Origin of the sequence: Streptomyces sp. NPDC050211 (assembly GCF_040656035.1) — a bacterium.
Lineage (GTDB): Bacteria > Actinomycetota > Actinomycetes > Streptomycetales > Streptomycetaceae > Streptomyces.
In genome coordinates, this window is record NZ_JBFALC010000028.1 from 1 (window position 1) to 19079 (window position 19079).

General features: G+C 72.0%; 16 protein-coding genes and 1 pseudogene. 6 read left to right on the top strand and 11 right to left on the bottom strand.

Features of this window, described 5'->3' with window-relative positions; all coding sequences use genetic code 11:
• The first annotated feature begins 124 nt into the window (after positions 1 to 124).
• Positions 125 to 904 carry a hypothetical protein gene (locus tag AB0I98_RS25700; protein WP_362945538.1) on the top strand — a complete coding sequence of 260 codons (780 nt, stop codon included), beginning with the start codon at positions 125 to 127 and terminating at the stop codon, positions 902 to 904.
• 41 nt (positions 905 to 945) lie between these two features.
• Here AB0I98_RS25700 and AB0I98_RS25705 read toward each other — a convergent pair whose 3' ends face one another.
• The 4 genes from AB0I98_RS25705 to AB0I98_RS25720 all read right to left on the bottom strand — a co-directional run bounded on the left by AB0I98_RS25705 (position 946) and on the right by AB0I98_RS25720 (position 5006).
• On the bottom strand, positions 946 to 1725 hold the full coding sequence (locus tag AB0I98_RS25705) for a GAF and ANTAR domain-containing protein (RefSeq protein ID WP_362945540.1): 780 nt from the start codon (positions 1723 to 1725) through the stop codon (positions 946 to 948).
• A gap of 118 nt (positions 1726 to 1843) precedes the next feature.
• Complete coding sequence (locus tag AB0I98_RS25710) at positions 1844 to 2587, bottom strand: TIGR03943 family protein (protein WP_362945765.1); 744 nt, start codon at positions 2585 to 2587, stop codon at positions 1844 to 1846.
• Positions 2584 to 3591, bottom strand: a complete 1008-nt coding sequence (locus tag AB0I98_RS25715; protein ID WP_362945542.1) for a permease — start codon at positions 3589 to 3591, stop codon at positions 2584 to 2586. The genes AB0I98_RS25710 and AB0I98_RS25715 overlap by 4 nt, the downstream gene beginning before the upstream one ends.
• A gap of 71 nt (positions 3592 to 3662) precedes the next feature.
• Complete coding sequence (locus tag AB0I98_RS25720; RefSeq protein ID WP_362945544.1) at positions 3663 to 5006, bottom strand: helix-turn-helix transcriptional regulator; 1344 nt, start codon at positions 5004 to 5006, stop codon at positions 3663 to 3665.
• 127 nt (positions 5007 to 5133) lie between these two features.
• On the opposite strand from AB0I98_RS25720, the gene AB0I98_RS25725 reads away from it, so the two are divergent.
• Entirely contained in the window at positions 5134 to 5286 is a 153-nt protein-coding gene (locus AB0I98_RS25725) for a hypothetical protein (protein WP_362945546.1), read from the top strand.
• On the opposite strand, the gene AB0I98_RS25730 is transcribed toward AB0I98_RS25725, so the two are convergent.
• Positions 5283 to 5939, bottom strand: coding sequence for a Uma2 family endonuclease (locus AB0I98_RS25730; RefSeq protein ID WP_362945548.1), 657 nt, complete (start codon positions 5937 to 5939; stop codon positions 5283 to 5285). The two genes, AB0I98_RS25725 and AB0I98_RS25730, sit on opposite strands and share 4 nt — an antisense overlap.
• A 269-nt stretch (positions 5940 to 6208) precedes the next feature.
• The gene (locus AB0I98_RS25735) at positions 6209 to 10048 is read right to left on the bottom strand and encodes a hypothetical protein (protein WP_362945550.1); all 3840 of its coding nucleotides are present in this window, start codon (positions 10046 to 10048) and stop codon (positions 6209 to 6211) included.
• A gap of 319 nt (positions 10049 to 10367) precedes the next feature.
• Between AB0I98_RS25735 and AB0I98_RS25740 the strand changes: the two are divergent.
• Positions 10368 to 10981 (top strand): annotated as a pseudogene (locus AB0I98_RS25740) (ribosome-inactivating family protein).
• A gap of 8 nt (positions 10982 to 10989) precedes the next feature.
• Here the strand turns inward: AB0I98_RS25740 and AB0I98_RS25745 are convergent.
• Positions 10990 to 11193 (bottom strand): DUF397 domain-containing protein, encoded by a 204-nt coding sequence (locus AB0I98_RS25745; protein ID WP_362945552.1) that lies wholly within the window; start codon positions 11191 to 11193, stop codon positions 10990 to 10992.
• On the bottom strand, positions 11153 to 12001 hold the full coding sequence (locus tag AB0I98_RS25750; protein ID WP_362945554.1) for a helix-turn-helix transcriptional regulator: 849 nt from the start codon (positions 11999 to 12001) through the stop codon (positions 11153 to 11155). Before AB0I98_RS25750 ends, AB0I98_RS25745 begins: the two co-directional genes overlap by 41 nt.
• A gap of 85 nt (positions 12002 to 12086) precedes the next feature.
• On the opposite strand from AB0I98_RS25750, the gene AB0I98_RS25755 reads away from it, so the two are divergent.
• From AB0I98_RS25755 to AB0I98_RS25765, 3 genes are all read left to right on the top strand, one after another.
• Positions 12087 to 12569, top strand: a complete 483-nt coding sequence (locus AB0I98_RS25755) for an ATP-binding protein (RefSeq protein ID WP_362945556.1) — start codon at positions 12087 to 12089, stop codon at positions 12567 to 12569.
• Positions 12570 to 12670: 101 nt separating this feature from the next.
• Positions 12671 to 13462 carry an NPP1 family protein gene (locus AB0I98_RS25760; protein WP_362945558.1) on the top strand — a complete coding sequence of 264 codons (792 nt, stop codon included), beginning with the start codon at positions 12671 to 12673 and terminating at the stop codon, positions 13460 to 13462.
• Between the two features lie 109 nt (positions 13463 to 13571).
• Positions 13572 to 14810 carry an amidohydrolase gene (locus AB0I98_RS25765; protein WP_362945560.1) on the top strand — a complete coding sequence of 413 codons (1239 nt, stop codon included), beginning with the start codon at positions 13572 to 13574 and terminating at the stop codon, positions 14808 to 14810.
• On the opposite strand, the gene AB0I98_RS25770 is transcribed toward AB0I98_RS25765, so the two are convergent.
• Genes AB0I98_RS25770 through AB0I98_RS25780 form a run of 3 tightly spaced genes read right to left on the bottom strand, consistent with a single transcriptional unit; the run spans position 14811 to position 19031 of the window.
• A complete protein-coding gene (locus AB0I98_RS25770) occupies positions 14811 to 16166 on the bottom strand; it encodes an extracellular solute-binding protein (RefSeq protein ID WP_362945562.1) in 1356 nt (451 codons plus the stop codon). It abuts the gene before it with no gap.
• The gene (locus AB0I98_RS25775) at positions 16163 to 18658 is read right to left on the bottom strand and encodes a substrate-binding domain-containing protein (protein ID WP_362945564.1); all 2496 of its coding nucleotides are present in this window, start codon (positions 18656 to 18658) and stop codon (positions 16163 to 16165) included. Before AB0I98_RS25775 ends, AB0I98_RS25770 begins: the two co-directional genes overlap by 4 nt.
• A 4-nt stretch (positions 18659 to 18662) precedes the next feature.
• A complete protein-coding gene (locus tag AB0I98_RS25780) occupies positions 18663 to 19031 on the bottom strand; it encodes a hypothetical protein (RefSeq protein ID WP_362945566.1) in 369 nt (122 codons plus the stop codon).
• Positions 19032 to 19079 lie beyond the last annotated feature (48 nt).

The following is a 19079-nucleotide window of genomic DNA, read 5'->3' on the forward strand; positions in this document are numbered from 1 at the left end:
ACCCCCGCCCAGCCCCCACGCCGGGCACCGCTCACCCGGACGGCCCGGCGCGCTGGTGAGCCCCCGGTCCCGGTGGTGCCGTAGGAGACACGCCCCTGCCCCGGCACCCCCAGGAGCCCCCTCGATGCCCCGCACTCCGGCCGTCCCCCTCGTCCTCGCCTCCGCCCTCCTGACCGCGGCGACCGCATGCTCGGTCGACTGGCCGGAAACGCCCTCCGCAGCCGATCGGCCCAACACCCATACCCCCACCCCCGCACAGTCACCGTCACTCTCCCCCTCACCCGCAGCCGCCCCCTCCCTCACCAAGGCCCAGACAGAAGCCGCACTCATCACCGAAACCGACCTCGGCGACCCCTGGATGCCCACGGAAGGGGCCGCCACCTGGCGCGACGGGCTGCTCAAGGCGGCCGCACGGCCGGCGGAGTGTCAGCGGCTGCTGGACACCGTCTACACGGACGAACTCTTCGGCACGGCCACGGGAACGCGAGCCGTCGTAGCCCTGGACGACGCCTGGGACGGAGCGCAGCTGCGCTATCAGGTCGTCACCCAGCGCCCGGCGGAGGTGGAGAGCACGCTCGCCTGGCTGAGGTCGCTGCCGAGGACGTGCGCCACGTTCGCAGCGACGACCGCACAGGGCGACGTACGCGAAGGCCAGGTCAGCGGTCTGGAACTGCCCGACGTCGGCGACGCCCGCGAGGCGGTCCGGCTCACGCTCAGCGGAGAATCGGCGGAGGGCGAGTTCACGCTCACCCTCGACGTCGCCGCCGTCCGCGTGGGCGCCGACGCGCTCGCGCTCACCAACGGCGGCGTCGGCGAGGTATCGGCCGAGGTCACCCAGGGCGTCGCGGAACTGGGCGCCGCACGCCTCGCCGAGGTCCGCAAGCGGGGCCGCGCGGAGGTGTGAGGACGAAAAGGCGGCAGCCCTTTAGCCACCTTTAGTCCCCTTCAGTCCCGGTCGAACCTCGCCCGCTGCGCCACCACATCCCGCGCCACATCCACCGCGGTCCGCTCCTCCGCGAACGCCCGCCCCCGCAACCGCGCCATCGCCTCGTCCGCCCCGACCCCCAGCTGAGCCATGATCATCCCGGTGGCCTGATAGATCTCGTCGTGCTCGGTCGCGAGCCCGCTGAGCCACCGGCCCGGGTCGAGCACACCCTCCTCCTCACGGGGCAGGGCCATCAACGCCACCGTCATGACCCCGGCGACGAGCCGCGCGGTCCGCAGGTCACGCGCGCCGAGCGCGCCGGGCTCCCGGCGATACAGGTCCAGCGTGCCCAGACACTCCAGCCCGTCCGGCCCGGCGCCGCCGTCCTCACCGCCCAGCGGCACCGCGTACGCGGCCCGTATCCCCACCGCCGTGGCCTCCATCGCGAACACCGGCCAGCGCCGCGCCCCCTCCTCGCCCGCCAGATCCTCGGCGAATACCGCCACCCCGTCCTGCGCGGCGGACAGACAGGGCCCCTCGCCCAGCGTCGCCTGGATCTCCGTGAGCCGCTCCGCCAGCTCGTCACTCGCACACAGTTGTACGGGCATCCCGCCGCCGTGCAGCGAAACGGTCGCCCCGGTCACGTCCACCAGCCGGACCGCGACCGAGCACAGCCGCTCCGGTATCTCCGCGGGCCGGGCGCCCCGTACCTCCTCGCCGATCACACGGGCGGTGGGATCTCGTTGCCGGGGACCCTCACCGCCGGCGGAACGGCCGTGCCGCTCGTCCCTGGGCCGCACGGTCACCATCTCCTCCATACGGTGCGGCCTGCATGGTCTCTGCGTCCGGGGCGGTCCAGGGGACCGTCCGTCCCGGACGCCGCCCGACTACCCGAGGGACCTGGCCCGAAACGCCCGCCTACCGCTTCTCGTACGGATCCGAAGGCTGCTTCACCCGCACCACGGACCCGGCGTCCAGCACCGGCGGCCAGGCCGCGTCGCTGCCCAGCTCGCCCTTCGGATGCCAGGTGCCGGTGACGGTGACCCACGCGTCGGTGGGCGGATGCCCAGAAGAGTCAGTGCCCCGGATCTCGACCTTGCTGGCGGTGGCGTCGGCGGCGCAGCAGGTGACATAGAGGCGGGTGACGTACCAGGTGCCGTCGTCGTCCTGGGTGACGAAGCCGGTCATGCGGACGGTACGGCCCTTCAGTGAGCGTCCGCTGTCGTAGATCGCCCGGGAGCTGAACTCGGCGAGCGTCAGGCGCACCGGGTCCCCGGCGGGCAGCGCGGGGAAGGTCCCGACCCCTTGAGCCGCCCGCTGCGCCGCCTCACGCCCGGCGCTGTAGGACCCGAGCGCCGGGGGAGGGAAGAGGAGCAGGGCGAGGGCGGGAAGGGCGAGCAGCCAGGCCAGCCGGGGCCCGGGATGCGCATGCCCATGACCTTCCTCGTGCTCTTCCCCTTCATCCGCTTCATCCGTGTGCCGCCCCCGCCACCGTACGACCCCTGCCGCCGTCCCCAGCAGCACCAGCACCGCCCCGGACACGACCAGATACGGCCGTAGCCCCGACTGCACATACCGCAGGTACAGCTCGCTGAACAGCGAGATCCGCAGGATCGCGGCGCCGGTCAGAAGGAGCAGGATCGCCGAGCCGTAGCGCCTCACAGCAGCCACCACCCCACCAGCACGCTGCTCGCCACGGCCACCACCCAGGTCACGGACGAGAACCGCAGCGCGAAGCCCCGCCCGAAGGTCCCCGCCTGCAATGCCATCAGCTTCAGGTCGACCATCGGGCCCACCACCATGAACGCCAGCCGCGCGGTCGGCGAGAACCCGGTCAGCGAGGCCGCGACGAAGGCGTCTGCCTCGCTGCACACGCACAGCACGACCGCGAGGACGGCCAGCAGCAGCACCGACAGCCAGGCGGAACCGGTGAAGACGTCCAGGACGGAGCGCGGGACGGCGATGTTGAAGGTCGCCGCGGCAGCCGCGCCGAGGACGAGGAAGCCGCCCGCGTGCAGGAAGTCGTGCTGGAGCCCGGAGGCGAAGCCGCGCAGCCCGGTCGTGGCGTTCGGCGTCGTACGGCCCTTCGGCAGCCGCAGCCACTCCTCCTTGCCGAAGCGCACCCACAGCCAGCCCATGACGACGGCGGTCGCGAGGGAGGCGACGAGCCGCCCGAGGACCATCATCGGCTGCCCCGGGAAGGCGATGGAGGTCGCGACGAGGACGACGGGGTTGATCGCGGGCGCGGAGAGCAGGAAGGCGAGCGCGGCGGCCGGGGCGACCCCTCGCCTCATCAGGCTGCCCGCCACCGGCACGGACGCGCACTCGCACCCCGGCAGCACAACGCCTGCCGCACCGGCCACCGGCACGGCGAGGGCCTGGTTCTTCGGCAGCAGGCGGCTGAAGACCTTCTCCGGTACGAAGGCCCCGATCGCCGCCGAGACCACCGTCCCGAGGAGCAGGAAGGGCACGCCCTGGACGGCGACGGCGGTGAAGACGGTCCACCAGGCGGCGACGGGCGGTGTGTAGAGGTCGAGGGCCACCATCGGCCCGAGCACGGAGACGACGGTGGCGATGGCGATGAGCGCGGCGCCGCCGAGCACGGCGTACACGAGAGTGCGTACGGCGAGCCGCAGGCCGTCGGCCACAGTCCGTTGGTTCTCCACGCGCCTCGCCCTGATCGTCCCTCGTTCCCCGCGCAGGCTAACCGCAACCCCTGTGGGAAGGCCCGTCCTTCTCACAGAGGGGGCTGTGCGGGTGCGGGTCCGAGGGTGGTGGTGCCGGGGGCCGTACGGTGTCCCAGCCCCGTCCGGTACGCGTCCAGGGCCGCCTCCACGCGCCCGGTCCGGCGCAGCAGATCGCCGAGCAGCCGGCACAGGTCGGCGAGATCACCGGCGGCACCGGCGCGCTCCAGCAGGCTGAGCGCGCGGACGTAGTGCTCCTCGGCGTCGTCCGTGTCCCCGGTGTCCTCGGCGATGATCCCGAGCAGTCGGTGCGCGGCGGCGGCGTGGACGGCGCCGCGCTCGGAGGACAGGTCACCGAGGACTCCGTTCAGGAGGGCCGCCGCCTCCTCGGACTTGCCCCTCCGGTGGAGTACGTCGGCCAGCTCGACGGCGACCTGGCTGCTGTAGAGGGCGGCGCGCTTGGCGGAGAGCATGTCGAGGGCGGCCCTCAACTCGTCCTCAGCGCGCTCCAGTTCGCCGTTCTGCGCGCACACGTACCCGCGCATCCAGTGGCAGTTGGCGAGTTCGGTGCGGATCTGCAGCTGCCGGTACAGCTCGGCCGCCTTGGCCAGCGAGGCGTCGGCCTCGGCGAGCCGCCCTTCGGCGAGCAGGGTGCGGGCGACCGACCGGTGCATACGGGCCACCAGCGCCGGGTCGCCCGCGCGCGGGGCGAGCGCGAGGGCGAACTCGGCGGCCTGGGCGGCACGGGCGTGGGCGCCCATGTCCATGTACGGCCCGATGGCGGAGGCGTAGAGCAGCAGCAGGGCGTCCGGGTCGTGCAGGCCGCTCCGGTTCAGCTCGTCGAGGGTGGACTCCAACAGGTAGACGGCGTAGCGCAGTTCACCGGCGAGGTAGTGCGCGACGGCCCGGCCGCGGATCGCCGGGACACGGGCGGGCAGCGGTGCGTCGGCCAGGGTCTCCTCGGCCCGCTCGAAACACTTGCGCGCCTCGACCAGCTCGCCGGTCTGCGTCCCGCATTCGCCCAGCCCCAGCAGCGCGGCGGCCTGTTCCTCCGCCAGCCCGTGCGGCTCGGCCTCGTCCAGCACGGCCCTGAACGCATGGGCGGCGGCCTCGGTCTCGCCGGTGGCGAGGGTGCGCTGAGCGCCGGTGAGCTTGAGCCGAAGCTCGGTGACGAGCCGGGCGGGCCGCCCCTTGGCCAGCTCGTCGAAGCCGACGCCGAGCCGCTCGGCGAGATGCCGCAGCGCGTCGTCGGAGGGCCGGACGCGCCCCGCCTCCAGGGTGGAGACATAGGCAGGCGTGTAAGCAGGCTCGGCCAACTGCCGCTGCGTCAGCCCGCGCTCGACCCGCAGTCGCTGCACCCGGCGCCCGATGATCTCCGGGTCGTCCCGCTCCGGCATTCCGCCCAACTCCCCTGGCCCCTCTTGCCGTTCGGCAAGCACAGCCTCTAGGTTAAACGGCGGATTAAACGCGCGTAGGAGACCCGCTTAATCACACTCCTCAACACACCGCCGCTGTGAGGTCGCCGTGCTCGATCGCACCAGCCCCACCCAGCGCTACGCCCGAGGCATCGCCGCCGCCGTCATCGCCGTAGCGACCCTCCTGCTGGCCGCGAACGCGGGCCCGGCGAGGGCGGCGGAGCCGGAACCACCACAGCAGCAGGTCCAGCAGCAGTCCTAGAACTCCCCGGTGTCCAACTCGAACCCGAGCGGCTCGGGGAGCGGCACGGCGAGGCCGAGCTTGTGCTTCGCGCCCTGGGCATAGTCGTCGCCCGAGGGCTCGGAGTAGACCGTCACCTCCGCCTCCTCCCGGTCGATCAGCAGGTAGACGGGGATGCCCGCGCGGGCATAGCCGTGGATCTTCTTCTCGCGGTCCCGGACGGCGGTGCTGTCGGAGGTGACCTCGGCGACGAGGAGGACGGCGGAGGGGTCGTGCCACTCCTCCGCACTGTCGAAGCTGCCCTTGGGGGCGACGGCCAGGTCCGGGACGACGTGACCGGTATCGGAGGCGCCGGGGACGTTGAGGCCGATGCCCGTGTAGTTGCGCAGCGATCGATCGGGACGTCGGTCAGTGACCTGGTCAACGAGCTCCGACACAAACTCCTCGTGCTCCCCGTTGGCCGGTGGCGTCACGTAGATCTCCCCTTCGATCAGCTCCACGCGCCAGCCCCTGGGGGCCGCCGCGCTGATGCGCTCGAAGGCTGTCGCTACGCTCGAGTCCGAGTTGTCGGACACGCCGCCGTCCGCGTCGCTGTCGCCGTCAGGGTCGTCGTACGGCCCGTGAATGGCCTCGCCCTGATACCCCGGCATGATGATCGGCTCCGCCGTCGCCATGACAGACCTCCTTCGCTCGACGCGACCCTCCCAGGGTAGACGCGGAGCCTGCACAGCGAATGCGGAGCCGTTCACTCGAACGAGTGTGCTGTTACGTTTCCCCTAAATCAGCACCCTTGCCCGTTGGTCGGTCGGGCCACTGCCCCGGCCGAGGGGGGATTCGGACCGGGGCAGCGACAGCTCGATCGTCACGACCCGGGAGTTGATCGGCCAGCCTCTCGATCACGTCAATCAATCGCCTCTGACCAGGCGAACCAATGCCGGACGGGTCAGTCCCCGCACACCTTGCGATACGGCACGTCGGTCACGTACGTCCGCCACTCCGTCCGCGTCAGCCCGTCCCCTCCCGTCCGGGCGCACACCGACGCGACCGCCTTCGACGGGTCGATCGTGTAGCGCTGGAGAGGCACGTGCGCGCTTCCCGCGTACAGCGTGCCGCTGTCCGCGCCGAACGCCACCGTGTCGATCCCGTCGCCAGGTGTGGTCAGCGGTCCGCCGAGCGGCTGGTGGCTGGCGATGTCCCACAGCTGCAGACTTCCCGCCTCGCCGCCCACCGCGAGCGTGCGGCCGTCGGGGCTGACGGCGAGGGCGCTGACGGCCTCGGAGGTGTCGTCGATGATCGCGTCGGCCACGCCCTCCGGAAGCGCGGGGAAGGCGTTGGGCAGGGTCCCCTCCCGCTGCCGGACTTCTCCGTCCCACAGCGCGACCCGGCCCGTCTGGTCCCCCGCCATGAGCCGCGAACCGTCCGGGGCGAAGGCGAGGGCACTGATCTCGTCGCCCTTGGCCAGGTCGCGTGGGGTGGAGCTGCCGCCGGGCAGGGCCGCCGTGCGGTTGTCGCCGGCCAGGAGCCCGCCGTCGGGGCGAACGGCCAGGTGGCTGCTGGACAGGCCGGTGAGGAGCGCCGTCCGGCGGTGGCCGGCGAGGTCCCAGGTCTCATTGCTCAGCTCGCCGACGCCCGGGGTGCGGGTGAGTTGGAGCGTGCGGGCGTCCGGGCCGAGGGCGATCGTGATCACCGCCCCGGCCGATGTCCTCGTGGCGAGGTCGAGCGTGGTGCGGGTCCGGCCCTGGGCGACGTCCCAGACCGTGAGGCGCTGCGGGGACGCCGTGTACCCGGGCGCCGAGACGGCGTACGCGAGTGCCTTGCCGTCGGGGGAGAAGGCCAGGAGCGGGAGGGTGGCCTCCGCGTGCACCGGCATGGAGGGGTCGCGGGAGACGGGGAGCGGCATGGCCGGCAGTGTCCTCAGGAGCCGGTTGTCGCGGGTGTCGCGCAGCTCGAAGCGGTAGCTGTCGCCGGTTTCGCCGATGCGGCGGGCGGTGGCCAGGGTGCGGCCGTCCGGGCTGATCAGCACCTTGCCCAGCGGCTCGTCCTGCCAGACGGAGGTCACGGCGTTCGCGACGTCCAGGGAGTGGGCGGTGCCGCCCTCCAGGTAGCGCAGCACCGGGCGCTCGGGGTCCCAGGCGAGACCGCCGTGCAGATGCTGGTTGTTGAGGGGGTGCCGGAACACCGGGGCGTCGACGCCCATCCGCCACACCCTGATCTCCTCCCCGTCGGCGGTCGCCAGGAAGGTCCCGTCCTTGCTGAAGGCGGCGTACCTCACTCCCGTCTCGGGCAGGTCGGCCAGCTGCTCCCCCGACCGGACGTCCCAGACCCGCACGCCGCTCGGGATCACCGCGGCGAGCCTGTGTCCACCGCCGAGCACCAGATGCGCGTACTCCTGGCCGCAGATGTCGGCCGCGCGTTCCCAGCGCCCGTGCACCGTCCTCCGGTCCGTCAGATCCCGCACCTGGAGTGGGCCGTCCCCGGCGGGGCAGACCGCGAGGAGCCGTCCGTCGGCGCTCGGGGCCGCCGTGGCCATGCTCATCGACTCGGTCTCGAACAGCGGCTTTCCGTCCGCGGCCGAGTGCACCCACGCCCTGGCGTCGTCCACGCCGTGCACGACGTACGTGCGCTCGGCGAACTCCACGAAGGTCGAGGCCGGCAGCCGGTCACCGAACCATCGTCCGGCGGTCGTGTCCCACAGCCGTACCCCGTCGTCCCGGCGATCCCCCTGGACTGCCATCGGCCGCCCGTCCGGGCTCACCGCGACCGCGGTGCCGTCGTCCCCGTCACCCCCCTGGATCGCCAGCAGCCGCCCGTCCGGGCTCACCCCGACCGCGGTGCCGTCCTCCGGCAGCCGCCCTTCGGCGATCCGCCGGTGCCGTGCCACGTCCCAGGTCCGCCAGGTACGCCCCTCGACGCTGAGCAGCGTGCGACCGGAGTCCGTCAGCCGGCGGAAGGGGCCGTCCCCGGGTGCCCGGTCACTGAAGGTGTCCAGTTCCTGCTGGCCGAGCGAGCCCAGCAGCGCCCGCCGGGACTCCGGCAGCTCGGCCACGCGCCAGGCGGCGACACCCAGCAGCTGCGCGGTGCGGGGATCGGTCGTGCGCAGGGAGTCGGCGAGGGCGGCGACGCGGCGGGCCGCGTCGTCGACCCGGCGGCGCTCGTTGTCCCGGCTCTGCGTCCAGGCGGCGAGAGAAGCGACCAGCGCCACCGCGAGGACCGCCGCCAGTACGCCCACCCCGGCCCGAGTCCGACGCGTGGAGCGGGCGGCGGCCCGGCGCTCCGCCTCGCGGGCGGCCAGCGCGGCGGTGAGGAACTCGCGTTCCGGCACGGTCAGGGAGCGGTCGTCCTCGTGGTCGGGGAACAGCTCCGCCACCCGGTCAAGACGCGTGCCCCGGTACAGGGCACCGGAGTCGCGGTCGTGCTCAAGCCAGACCCGGGCGGCCTCGGTCAGCCGACGGTGGTGGCGCAGCCGCTCGCGGTCCTCCTCGATCCAGCCGCGCAGCCGCGGCCAGCTGGTGATCAACGCCTCGTGGGCGAGCTGGACGGCATCCTCGTCGACGGTCAGCAGGCGGGCGCGGGCCAGCCGCTCCACCACCACCGGCACGTCGGGACACGCCCACTCCTCCCGCTCGGCCCGGGTGAGCGGCCGCCGGGTGTCGGGTGTGCCCTGACCGGGCTCGACCATCCGCAGCAGCAGCCGCCGGGCGGCGTCGGCCTGGAGTGCGGTCAGCTGCCCGTACGCCTCCTCGGCGCTCGCCGCGATGGCACCGCGCACCCCGCCGGCCGCCTGGTACGCGGCCAGGGTGAGCACCCGGCCCTTGCGCCGACGCCAGGTCTCCAGCAGGGCGTGCGAGAGCATCGGCAGCCCGCCGGGCTCGTCGAGGACCTCCTCCACGATCCGCGCGGTCAGCTCCCGCTCTACCAGGAGCCCGGCCTCCTGCGCCGGCTTGACGACCGCCTCGCGCAACTCGTCCGCGGTCATCGGGCCGACCAGCAGTCCGGCGCCGCACAGCGTGTCCGCCAGGCCGCGGTGCTCGCCGCAGCGGGGGTAGAAGTCGGCCCGTACGGCGATGAGCACCCGCAGCCGGCTGCCGGGGTCCCGGGCGGCGAGCAGCAGGTCGATGAACCGGGCCCGCTCCGCCCGGTCCCGGCACAGGGTGAAGACCTCCTCGAACTGGTCCACCACCACCCAGCTCTCCGGCTCGTCCGCCGCCGGGGCCAGCAGATGGGCGTACGTGGCGGCGGGCCGGGCGCCGGGCGTCAGCACCCGCAGCACCGCCGGACGCCCCCGCTCCGCGATCTCCTTCTGCAGCCGGGGTATCAGTCCGGCCCGCAGCAGCGAGGACTTCCCGCTGCCGGACGCCCCGAACACGGCGGCGAACCGGTGCCCGCACACCAGCTGGAGCAGGTCCTCCGTCAGCCGGTCCCGGCCGAAGAACAACCCCTGATCGGAAGGCTCGAACCGGGCGAGACCCCGATACGGCGGCGGCGCCGCGTCCTCCTCGTCCTCCCGGACCTCCCCCGCCACCTCCGCCTCGGCGTCCTTCCACCGCGACTCCCACTCGTCCGGGTCGCCGCCGCAGGCCCGTACATAGCCCTGGACGACGGCGAGGGACGGCAGCCGTTCGCCCGCCGCTGCCTGCGACAGCGTTGTCGCGGAGAAGCCCGCGGTTTCGGCCATCGCCCGGTACGAGGGACTCCCCGCGTTGCCGCGCAGCTTCCTCAGCTCGTGCGCGAGGCGCGGCACGGGACCGGCCGTCGGGTCCAGCGGTCTTTCCGGGCGCCCCATGCGCACCTCCCTGTACGTGGCCCGATACGTGGCGAAATAGCTGGCGAAAGCGACATCGAGCGCGACGAACGTACAAGCCGCCCGGTGACGGCCAGGTGGCCCACGGGTGACATCCAGGCGATGCGGCATGTGATGTCCATCAATCCCCTTCCGCCCACGGGATTGATTGACCTGACAAAAGGGACGTGGCAATCAACGTTCCGGTTGCGAGCGTCAGTGGGGCAAGGCCGGATCCCGCGCCGCCGACGGCCACATCACGTGGAAGATCGGGGACAGCGACCCGAACAGCCCGACGAGCTACGTCCAGGTCGTCAGGGCGATTCGCAACGCGGTCGACAGCGGCAACCAGGCCGCGGTGCCGGGCGCCGGCTACCAGGTCATGCACACGGACACGGCCGCGAGTCAGACGTACGTCGACATCGACGTCGAGGACGCGTACAGCGACACCTACGTACGCGTGCGGATGCGCGCCTCGGACCTGTACCTGATGGGCTGGTGGGCGAACGACGGCCGGTATCACTACGCCGACCAAGGCCAGTCCTCGACCAGTAACAGCGTGTGGGCGGGCTTCAAGGAGAACTACATGGACCTGGAGCAGAAAGCCGGGACCGAGCGTTCCTGATGTTGGCCCAGGCCCTCGCGGAGGGGTCACGCTTCCGCCCGATCGCCGACTTCTTCCACCTCGCCTCCGCCCCGAACGTGCAGGAGTCCCGCCTGCCGTCGCAGTACGTGGACATGGAGAACAACTGGGGCACGTTGAGCGAGCGCTTCAACCGGATGATGCGCGACCAGCAGAGCGAGCCGAGCTCGACCGCCCTGTGGATCTGGTCGTTCGTCAAGTCGAAGGGCGAGTGGGTCAAGATCTACCTGAACGACCCGAAGACGTTCGCCGCGTACTGCCTGCTGATCGCCCTCGGCAAGTACAGGGGCTGAGGCGCAGGCTACGCGCCGACGCACCCGACGTGACCCACGAAGGCGACGTACGCCTCCGGGGAGAGCGTGAGGGTGCCGGCCTCGGGGTTCTTGGAGTCGCGGACGGCGATGTGCGGAGTGAGGTCGGCGACCTCGACGCATTCGCCGCCCGTGCTTCCGCTGTAACTGGACTTACGCCAGGGGACGTTGGCCAGATCCGTTGTGCTGCCCATAACGCTCCTCCAGTACGCCCTTGATCAGTTCCGCCGAATCCTCCACGGAGAGGGCGGCTCCCTGCAAGCCAGCGTAACGAAGGGCAGCGTCGCGGATGGTGTCCGGGTTGGCCGTCATGTGGCCCGAGATCAGGTCCTCGGTGTAGATGACGTCCGGGTCGCCGTCGAAGCGAAGCAGAGTGAACGTGCCATCCAGGCTTGCGTGTTCGCCCACCCCGAAGGGCAGCACCTGGAGCTGGACCCAGCGCTCGTCCTGGAGACTCAACAGGTGCTGGAGTTGCTTCCGCATGACCTCCGGGCCACCGATCGGCCGGTGCAGCACCGCCTCGTCGAGCACCACCAACGTCAGGGGCGGATGCTCCCGCCTGAGGATCCGCTGGCGTTCCATGCGGGCCGCGACCAGATCGTCGAGCCTGTCCGGCCGCCCCGTTGCCAGCACGGCCCGCGCGTACTCCTCCGTCTGCAGCAGCCCGTACACCAGCTGGCACTGATACGTGGAGATGTACGTCGCCTTCGCTTCCATGTCGGCGAACGGCTGAAACCACGTCGGCAGTTGGCTCCGCAGCACCAGTCCGACCAACCGCGAGAAACACCCGTCCGTCAGCAGCGCCGCATCCGCCCGCTCCGCGAACTCCCTGGTCGGCACCTTGTGGGCGGTCTCGATCTGGCCCACCAGGGAGCCGGTGCAGAAGATGCAGTCACCCAGCTCCTGCTGGGACATCCCCGCGGACTCCCGGAACCGGCGGAGCTCGGAGCCGAAGTAGTCCAGCGGCGAGGCGGTGGGGTCGAGTTTGCGGACGTTGGGCATGGGCGGTCACCCCCAGATCGGAACGCGGCGCGGCGTTCGTTTCGGTCTGTAGCCGAGCGTAATCACATGACTCCACGTTGATGACATGAATCGCGTAACTGCCTCCCACGAGGAAGGACTTGGCGCCCGGTACGGCACCGCCTTCACCCTCGGTGAGCACTCCGCCCGGCACCTGCGCCGCATCCTCCGCCTGTACCTCACGGCCTGGGAGATGGACGACCTGTACGACTCGGCGTCCCTCGCGCTCACCGAGCTGATCGCCAACGTCGTACGCCACTGTCCCGGCCGGCGTGCCACGGTGCTGATCCTGCGGCTGCCGCGGGAGCGGGGAGTGCGCGTCGAGGTCACCGACACGAGCCCGTGCCCGCCGTTGTCCACAGCTGTGGACGAACTCGCCGAGGGCGGGCGCGGAGTGGTGATCGTCGAGGCCGTCACGGATCGGTGGGGGTGGGTTCCCGCGACCGACCGGCCCGGCAAGACCGTCCGGTTCGAGTGCGACGCCAAGGCCGCGGGGGAACAGGAGGTGACGCCACGAGGAACATCCCCCCGAAACGCCGAGGACGATTGATCGCCCTGATCAGAGCATGCCGCCGATCAACTCCCCGCGCTCCAGTCTCGGTCTCGTCCCGCCGGAATCCCGGCCGAACGAACCACCACTGGAGCACCCGCATGACCAAGAGCATCAGCAAGAGAACGTCCCGCTTCGGGAAGGCCGCGCTGGTGGCCGTCGCCGCCACCGCGCTGACCGCGGGCCTGGCGGGGAGCGCCAACGCCTCGATCATGCAACCCCAGGGTTGGAACGCGACCACCTTCCAGAACAAGTACATGCCGCGCTTCGACTACGACGGGAACAGCTGCTTCCCCGCGGCGGCGGTGGACTCGAGCGGACGGCTCAACGGCGGCCTCGACAACACCGGGACGATCACCGGCGGCTGCCGCAACGGCCACCTCGGCAAGGCCAACACGTACTCCCAGTCGATGTGCAAGAACGGCTGGTGCGCGTACGTCTACACGCTCTACTTCGAGAAGGACCAGACGCTGAACGGCGCCGACGCCTTCGGCCACCGTCACGACTGGGAGACCGTCGTGGTCTTCCAGAAGCAGGGCGAGGAGCGGCCCCGCTACCTGGCCGCCTCACGCCACAAGGGCTACAGCACCCACCCGATCAACGAGGTGCCCATGGACGGCAACCACGTCAAGATCGTCTACCACAAGGACGGCGCCGGCACGCACGCCTTCCGCTTCGCCAAGTGGAGCGAGGTTCCGGAGGCCCACAGCGACGGCGGCTGGGACACGCCGGCCCTGGTCACCATGGAGTACATGGCCAAGACGCCGCGCGACGCGCTGTGGAGCTCCAACATCAAGGACCACGAAAAGTGGGGCAGCGCCAACTTCCCGCTGACCAACAACCTCGTCGGCAACATCAACAAGGCCCGCCCCTCCGCGGTCCCCGCGTTCTGACGCACGGACCGACCCCATGAACCGCCGCCGGCGGGACACACTCCCCCTCGTCCCGCCGGCGGCCTTCCGCATACGCGGACCCGACAGGTGATCGCCCTACCCTGACGCCATGACGTCTGCTGCCGCACGCACCGCGCTGGACCTCACCGCCGACCTCCCCCTCCCCGCCCTCGAGGACCTCTACCGCGATCTGCACCGCCACCCGGAACTGGCCTTCCGCGAGCACCGCACGGCGGCCGGGCTCGCCAAGAGCCTCACCGCGGCCGGATTCGACACGGCCGAGGGCATCGGCGGCACCGGCGTCACCGGCCTGCTGCGCAACGGCGACGGCCCGACCGTGCTGCTGCGCGCCGACATGGACGCGCTGCCGGTCGAGGAGCAGACCGGGCTGCCGTACGCCTCGCAGGCCCCCGGGGTGATGCACGCGTGCGGGCATGACATGCACGTGACCTGGCTGACGGGCGCGGCGCAGGCGCTGGCCGCCGGACGGGAAGCCTGGTCCGGGACGCTGATCGTGGTCGGCCAGCCCGCCGAGGAGTCCGGCCAGGGCGCCTCGGCGATGGTCACGGACGGGCTCTACGACCGTGTACCGCGCCCTGACGTCCTGCTCGGCCAGCATGTGGCGCCGGGTCCCGTGGGCCTGTTCGGCCACCACCCCGGGCTGATCCTCTCCGCCACCACGGACGTCGACATCGTGGTGCACGGGCGCGGCGGACACGGCTCGCGTCCCGAGACGACCGTCGACCCGGTGGTGACCGCCGCCTATCTGGTGACCCGGCTGCAGACCGTCGTCAGCCGCGAGGTCGCCCCGCGCGAGTCGGCCGTCCTGACCGTCGGCCGTATCGAGGCGGGCACGGCGGCGAACATCATCCCCGCCACCGCCCGGATCTCCCTCAACCTGCGCACACAGTCGGCGGCGGTACGGGACCGCATGGTCGAGGCGATCCGGCGTATCGCCCAGGGCGAGTGCCTGGCCGCCGGCTGCCCGCGCGAGCCCGAGGTGACGCTGGGCAGCGACTTCCCGGCGACGGTGAACGACCCCGCGACCCATGACCGTATCGCCGCGGTGCACCGCGAGGTCTTCGGTTCCGCCGCCGTCTTCGACCCCGGTTCGGCGATGGGCAGCGAGGACTTCGCGCAGCTCGCCGAGGGCGGGCTGCCGTACTCCTTCTGGTTCGTGACGAGCACCCCGGATGCGGTCTGGGACACGGCGGAGGGCGAGGACCTCATGGCGAGAATCGACGCGGTCCCCAGCAACCACAGCCCGCTCTTCGCGCCCGACCTGACGGTGGTCGCGCCGGGGGTGCGGACGCTGGTGGCGGGGGCGCTGGCGTATCTGGTGGGGTGATCAGCCGGGCAGGGCTTTCTTCAGGGCGGCATGCAGTTTCTCGGCCAGCTCCTCCTCCGGCGGCGGGTCATCGGTGAACAGGAGGCCCAGCTGGGCGATGACGGTCTGGGTGAAGGCGCCGTACAGCGCGGTGCGCGGGCGTTGGACGGCTTGCTGCAGTGCGGGGAGGAGCGTGGCGCGGGCGTAGGCCGGGCGGCCTGCCTCGCGGGGCATGTCGTCGGCGCGCTCGCCCGTCGCGGACGGCGCGGGCGTGGCCGCCGCCGTGCAGTCGACCGTGTCGTCGGTGTACGCCGACTCCCGGGTCGCCGCGAACCCCGCGTCCAGCAGACAGCGTTCGCTCTCCTCGCCGGTGAGGAACTTGATCAGCTCCATGGCCTTCCCCGCCCGCGGCGAGGCCCGCGTCACCGCCAGGTTCTGCCCGCCGAGCACCGCCTTGCCGGGCAGCGGGACCACGCCGAGCCGGCTCTCGTCGAGGGTCTGGTGCAGGGTGCCGTAGGCATACGGCCAGTGCCGCAGGAACGTCGTGCGGCCCGCGGCGAAGTCCGCCATCGACGTGGCCTCGTTCGAGTCGAAGGCGTCCCGGAGGATGTACGGCGTCCGGGTGCGCTCGCGCAGCTCCCGGATTCCCCTCTCCAGCGTCTCGGCGTCGCCGGTGTATTCGCCCCGCTCGTCGGTCAGCTCCAGGTCCGGCACCGCCGACGCGAACGCCTCGACGGCGCCCACGGTGCGGCCCTCGTAGGGGCCGAGCTGCGTGGTCCAGCCCTTCTCGTAGGCCCCGGGCACGTCGCCGCCGAGGGAGTCGATCACGCCGAGCAGCCTCTTCCAGGTGAGGTCGCCCGTCAGCTCGGTCTGCTCCAGGCCCGCGGCCTTCAAGTGGTCGCGCCGGTAGTAGAGCAGCCCGACGTCGCTGTTGAACGGCGCCGCGTACACCTTGCCGTCCCAGCGGGCGGTGTCGGCCACGGAGTCGATGACGTCGTCGTCGAGCAGGTCGTCGGGCAGTTGTCGTACGAGACCGGACTCGGCGAACTCCGGTATCCAGGTGACGTCCAGGTTGACCACGTCGTAGGTGGCGCTGCCCGACTGGAGGGCGCCGAGGAGCTGACTGCGCTGTTCGTCGGCGCTGCCGGTGAGTTCGACCAGGGTGGCCTTGAATCCGGTGCCCGCCTTGGCCTGCCGGTCGTTCCAGGCGTCGATGAGCTGCTGGCGGATGCCGCTCTTGCCGGTGACGTCCAGGCCGCTGGCGATCACGATGTCGCCGACCACGTCGTCGGAGGGCTCGGCGGACGTGCCGTCCCCGCCGCCGGTGCAGGCGGCCACCAGCAGCAGGGCGAGCAGCGCCGCCGTCCGTCGGATCACTGGTCCTCCCCGAGTCCCGTCCGTTCGACCTCGGCGGACAGGCCCTTGCCGATGTCGTCGTCGGCGTCCAGGCAGCGGCCGCCGCTCGCCGCGGCGATCCGGGCGTCCGGCTTGCCCGCTCCGCAGGCTCCGCCGCGCAGCGACACCATCGCCACCGGTACGCCCGCCGAATCCGCCCGGGTCAGCACCTCGTCGAGTTTCCCGCCGGTCATCCGGTCGTGGTCCCCGCTGTCGGTGATGTAGACGATCAGCTGGGGGCGGTCGTCGGCGCCGAGGCCCGCCATGTCGTCGAGCGCGCCGAGCAGCGCGGCGTGCGGATCGGAGTCGGCGCCGGACCGGACCTCGGCCTGGTCGATCCTGCGTACGGCGTCCTCGCGGTCGTGGGTGGTGAGGGGGAGCAGGGTCTCGTACCGGTCGCCTTCGGGGGTGTCCGCGACCCTCCGCACGCCGTACTCGTCCTGGCCGCCGAGGCCGCCGAGGGACTGCTTCAGCAGACCGGGGCCGCCGCTGGGCCCGTCCCACAGGGAGGCCATCGAGCCGGAGCTGTCGAGCAGGAAGAGGACCCGGCCGGGACCGTGGGCGGCGCGGTAGGCCTGTAACGCCGTCTCCGTCTCGTCCCGTCCGGCGGCCTCCTTCAACGGACTGGGATCGGGCAGCACCCCGGGTGCGGGCCCGCTCCCGTCCAGCAGCAGACGGCGGCCGGTGGGCTCGCGGAAACCGGCGCGCGCGAACGCGTCCCGCCCCTGCCCGTCGGTGAGCCAGGAGCGGAAGTCCGCCACGGCGGCATCCCGCGCGGCCCGGTCCAGGTCGCCGTCCTGCCAGCGCACCCGCACGAACGTGGGCTCCAGGCCGGGCACGTTCCTCGGGTACTCGGCGATCCGGGGGCTGCGCCGCTGGCTGTCGCAGCCGACCCCGGACTTCAGCAGGAATTCGGGGACGAGGACGGCCGTGCGGTCGTCCACCGCGTCGTTCCGGGGCAGTTCGCACAGCAGCTGCGCGGCCGTGTCGGACGGCGGCCCCGGCTGGTCGAGCCGTTTCTCCACGTCGAGCGCACGGTCGGCGCCGTCGTACAGGCCGATCGTGGCGAACAGCGCCGAGTCGGCGAACTCCGGGTCGGTACGGCGCACTTCGGCCTGGTCCGCGCGGCCCCGCAGGTCGGCGATCAGCTCGCTGAGCTTGCGGCCGGTGCGCTGGTCGGCGGCGGGGACGGCGGACGGTACGGCGAGGACGATCGGGGAGTACGCGAGGGGCTGCTGCTCCACCTCCAGCCAGGCCTTGGGATTGGTGTCCCGCTCGTGTTCGGCCCGTTGGGCGGCGGCGGGCGAGCCCGGGATCCAGATGTCGGCCTGCGGCCCGATGTCCCGCTGCGGGTTGGTCTCCTCCGCACGGGGTTCCTGCCAGGGCTCGGACTCCTCGCGCAGCGCGGTCACCACATCGGCGGAACGGGCGCTGTACACAGTGATCCCACTGACCCGGCACCCATCCCCGTCCGTGTTCTCCTCCGACGTCAGATACTCGTCCGCCGCCGCCGTGACCGTCGGTTCCAGGTCGGGGTCGGCCAGGACGCGCAGTTCGAGGGGCGGCGCGCAGGCGGGGGAGGAGCCGACGAGGGCGTACAGGCCGTAGGAGCCGAAGGCGAAGGCGGTGACGGTGAGGACGAGCGTGCCGAGGGCGGCGGCGCGGTGGCGCAGGTGCTTCAGGAGGGGCGATGGTCTGGGCGACACGGCAGGTGGCCCGCTCCGCGGCGGCCGCACGACACCGGTCTGAGGCCTCCGGGACAGCAGCACGTCCTCGCCGGGCTCGGCCCGGCTCTGCGGCACCCATGACTCACCACGCGTGGTCTTCTGCCCGGCCATCTCCTCACGCAACTGGCCGGAGAGCCAGCGGAACGACAACTCGCCGGGCTTCTCCAGGAGTTGTACGAGCTGGGCGGTGAACGGCGTCGGTGTGGCGGCGTCGCCCGCGTCGATGCGGTGGTTGGCCTGCACGCTCATCAGCAGCAGCACCCGCCGCTTGTTGTGGACCTCGTGCTCCCGCTCCCAGGCGACGCCCGCGTTGCCGGCGAAGCAGCAGTCGAGGACGACCACGATCCGCTCGGCCCGGCTGCTGAGCAGCACGGTCTGCACGTCGTCGTACTTCGCCGCACCGTGGAAGACGCTGTGTCCGCCCCTGATCACGCGCGCATTGCGCATCTGCAGGAACAGCGGGTCGCCGGAGCTGGGCGTCGCGCCGTGCCCGGCGAAGTACAGCAGGAGCAGCCCGTCGGTCTCCGCGGCGGCGGAGTGCAGCGCCTCGTTGAACTCGTCCTGCGAGGGCGATCGGCAGACAGTGATCGAGTCCTCGTCGAACACACCGCCCCGCAGCAGCGCCCGTCTGAGCATCGTCAGATTGTGATCGACGGCTGGAAGGTCTCCGGGCACCCCACGCGGCGGGTTCTTGTCCTCGTACGTGGACACTCCGACCAGCAGCGCCCGGTTCTTGCTGGGGCTCACCGGCCTACCCGTCGCCATCCAACGGGTCGACGGTTCCCGCGGGCGGCTCGCCGTCCTCCACCTGACGGCGGTTGGCACGCCAGGCATCGACGGACCGTCCGACCTGGTTGAGCAGCTGAAGGAAGACGGCGCCCCCGGCGGCTCCGATCAGCTGGATGACGATCTCCATGCCGACGCCCATCGGGGCACCGGTCTCGTCCGTGCGGGCCCGTTCGTGGATCCGCAGTCTGCCTTCGCGCACCATCTCGTCGAGCGGCTGTTCCCGCTCGAGCCACTTGCGCAGCGCGTCGAGGTCGCCCTCGCTCGCGGTCTCGTCCAGCCGGACGCGGATCGCTCGCTCGTCCCGGTCGGCCACTCCATCCCCCTCAGCCATGACTCACCATCATGGCAGGGAGGTTGCGGGCACTCCAGGGTTCGTCAC

What these genes read in the sequence shown, in the direction of transcription:
- AB0I98_RS25700 (WP_362945538.1), top strand. Translation starts at nt 125, where the DNA reads ATGCCCCGCACTCCGGCCGTCCCCCTCGTCCTCGCCTCCGCCCTCCTG.
- AB0I98_RS25720 (WP_362945544.1), bottom strand. Translation starts at nt 5,006, where the DNA reads ATGCCGGAGCGGGACGACCCGGAGATCATCGGGCGCCGGGTGCAGCGA.
- AB0I98_RS25730 (WP_362945548.1), bottom strand. Translation starts at nt 5,939, where the DNA reads ATGGCGACGGCGGAGCCGATCATCATGCCGGGGTATCAGGGCGAGGCC.
- AB0I98_RS25735 (WP_362945550.1), bottom strand. Translation starts at nt 10,048, where the DNA reads ATGGGGCGCCCGGAAAGACCGCTGGACCCGACGGCCGGTCCCGTGCCG.
- AB0I98_RS25745 (WP_362945552.1), bottom strand. Translation starts at nt 11,193, where the DNA reads ATGGGCAGCACAACGGATCTGGCCAACGTCCCCTGGCGTAAGTCCAGT.
- AB0I98_RS25750 (WP_362945554.1), bottom strand. Translation starts at nt 12,001, where the DNA reads ATGCCCAACGTCCGCAAACTCGACCCCACCGCCTCGCCGCTGGACTAC.
- AB0I98_RS25755 (WP_362945556.1), top strand. Translation starts at nt 12,087, where the DNA reads ATGAATCGCGTAACTGCCTCCCACGAGGAAGGACTTGGCGCCCGGTAC.
- AB0I98_RS25760 (WP_362945558.1), top strand. Translation starts at nt 12,671, where the DNA reads ATGACCAAGAGCATCAGCAAGAGAACGTCCCGCTTCGGGAAGGCCGCG.
- AB0I98_RS25765 (WP_362945560.1), top strand. Translation starts at nt 13,572, where the DNA reads ATGACGTCTGCTGCCGCACGCACCGCGCTGGACCTCACCGCCGACCTC.
- AB0I98_RS25780 (WP_362945566.1), bottom strand. Translation starts at nt 19,031, where the DNA reads ATGGCTGAGGGGGATGGAGTGGCCGACCGGGACGAGCGAGCGATCCGC.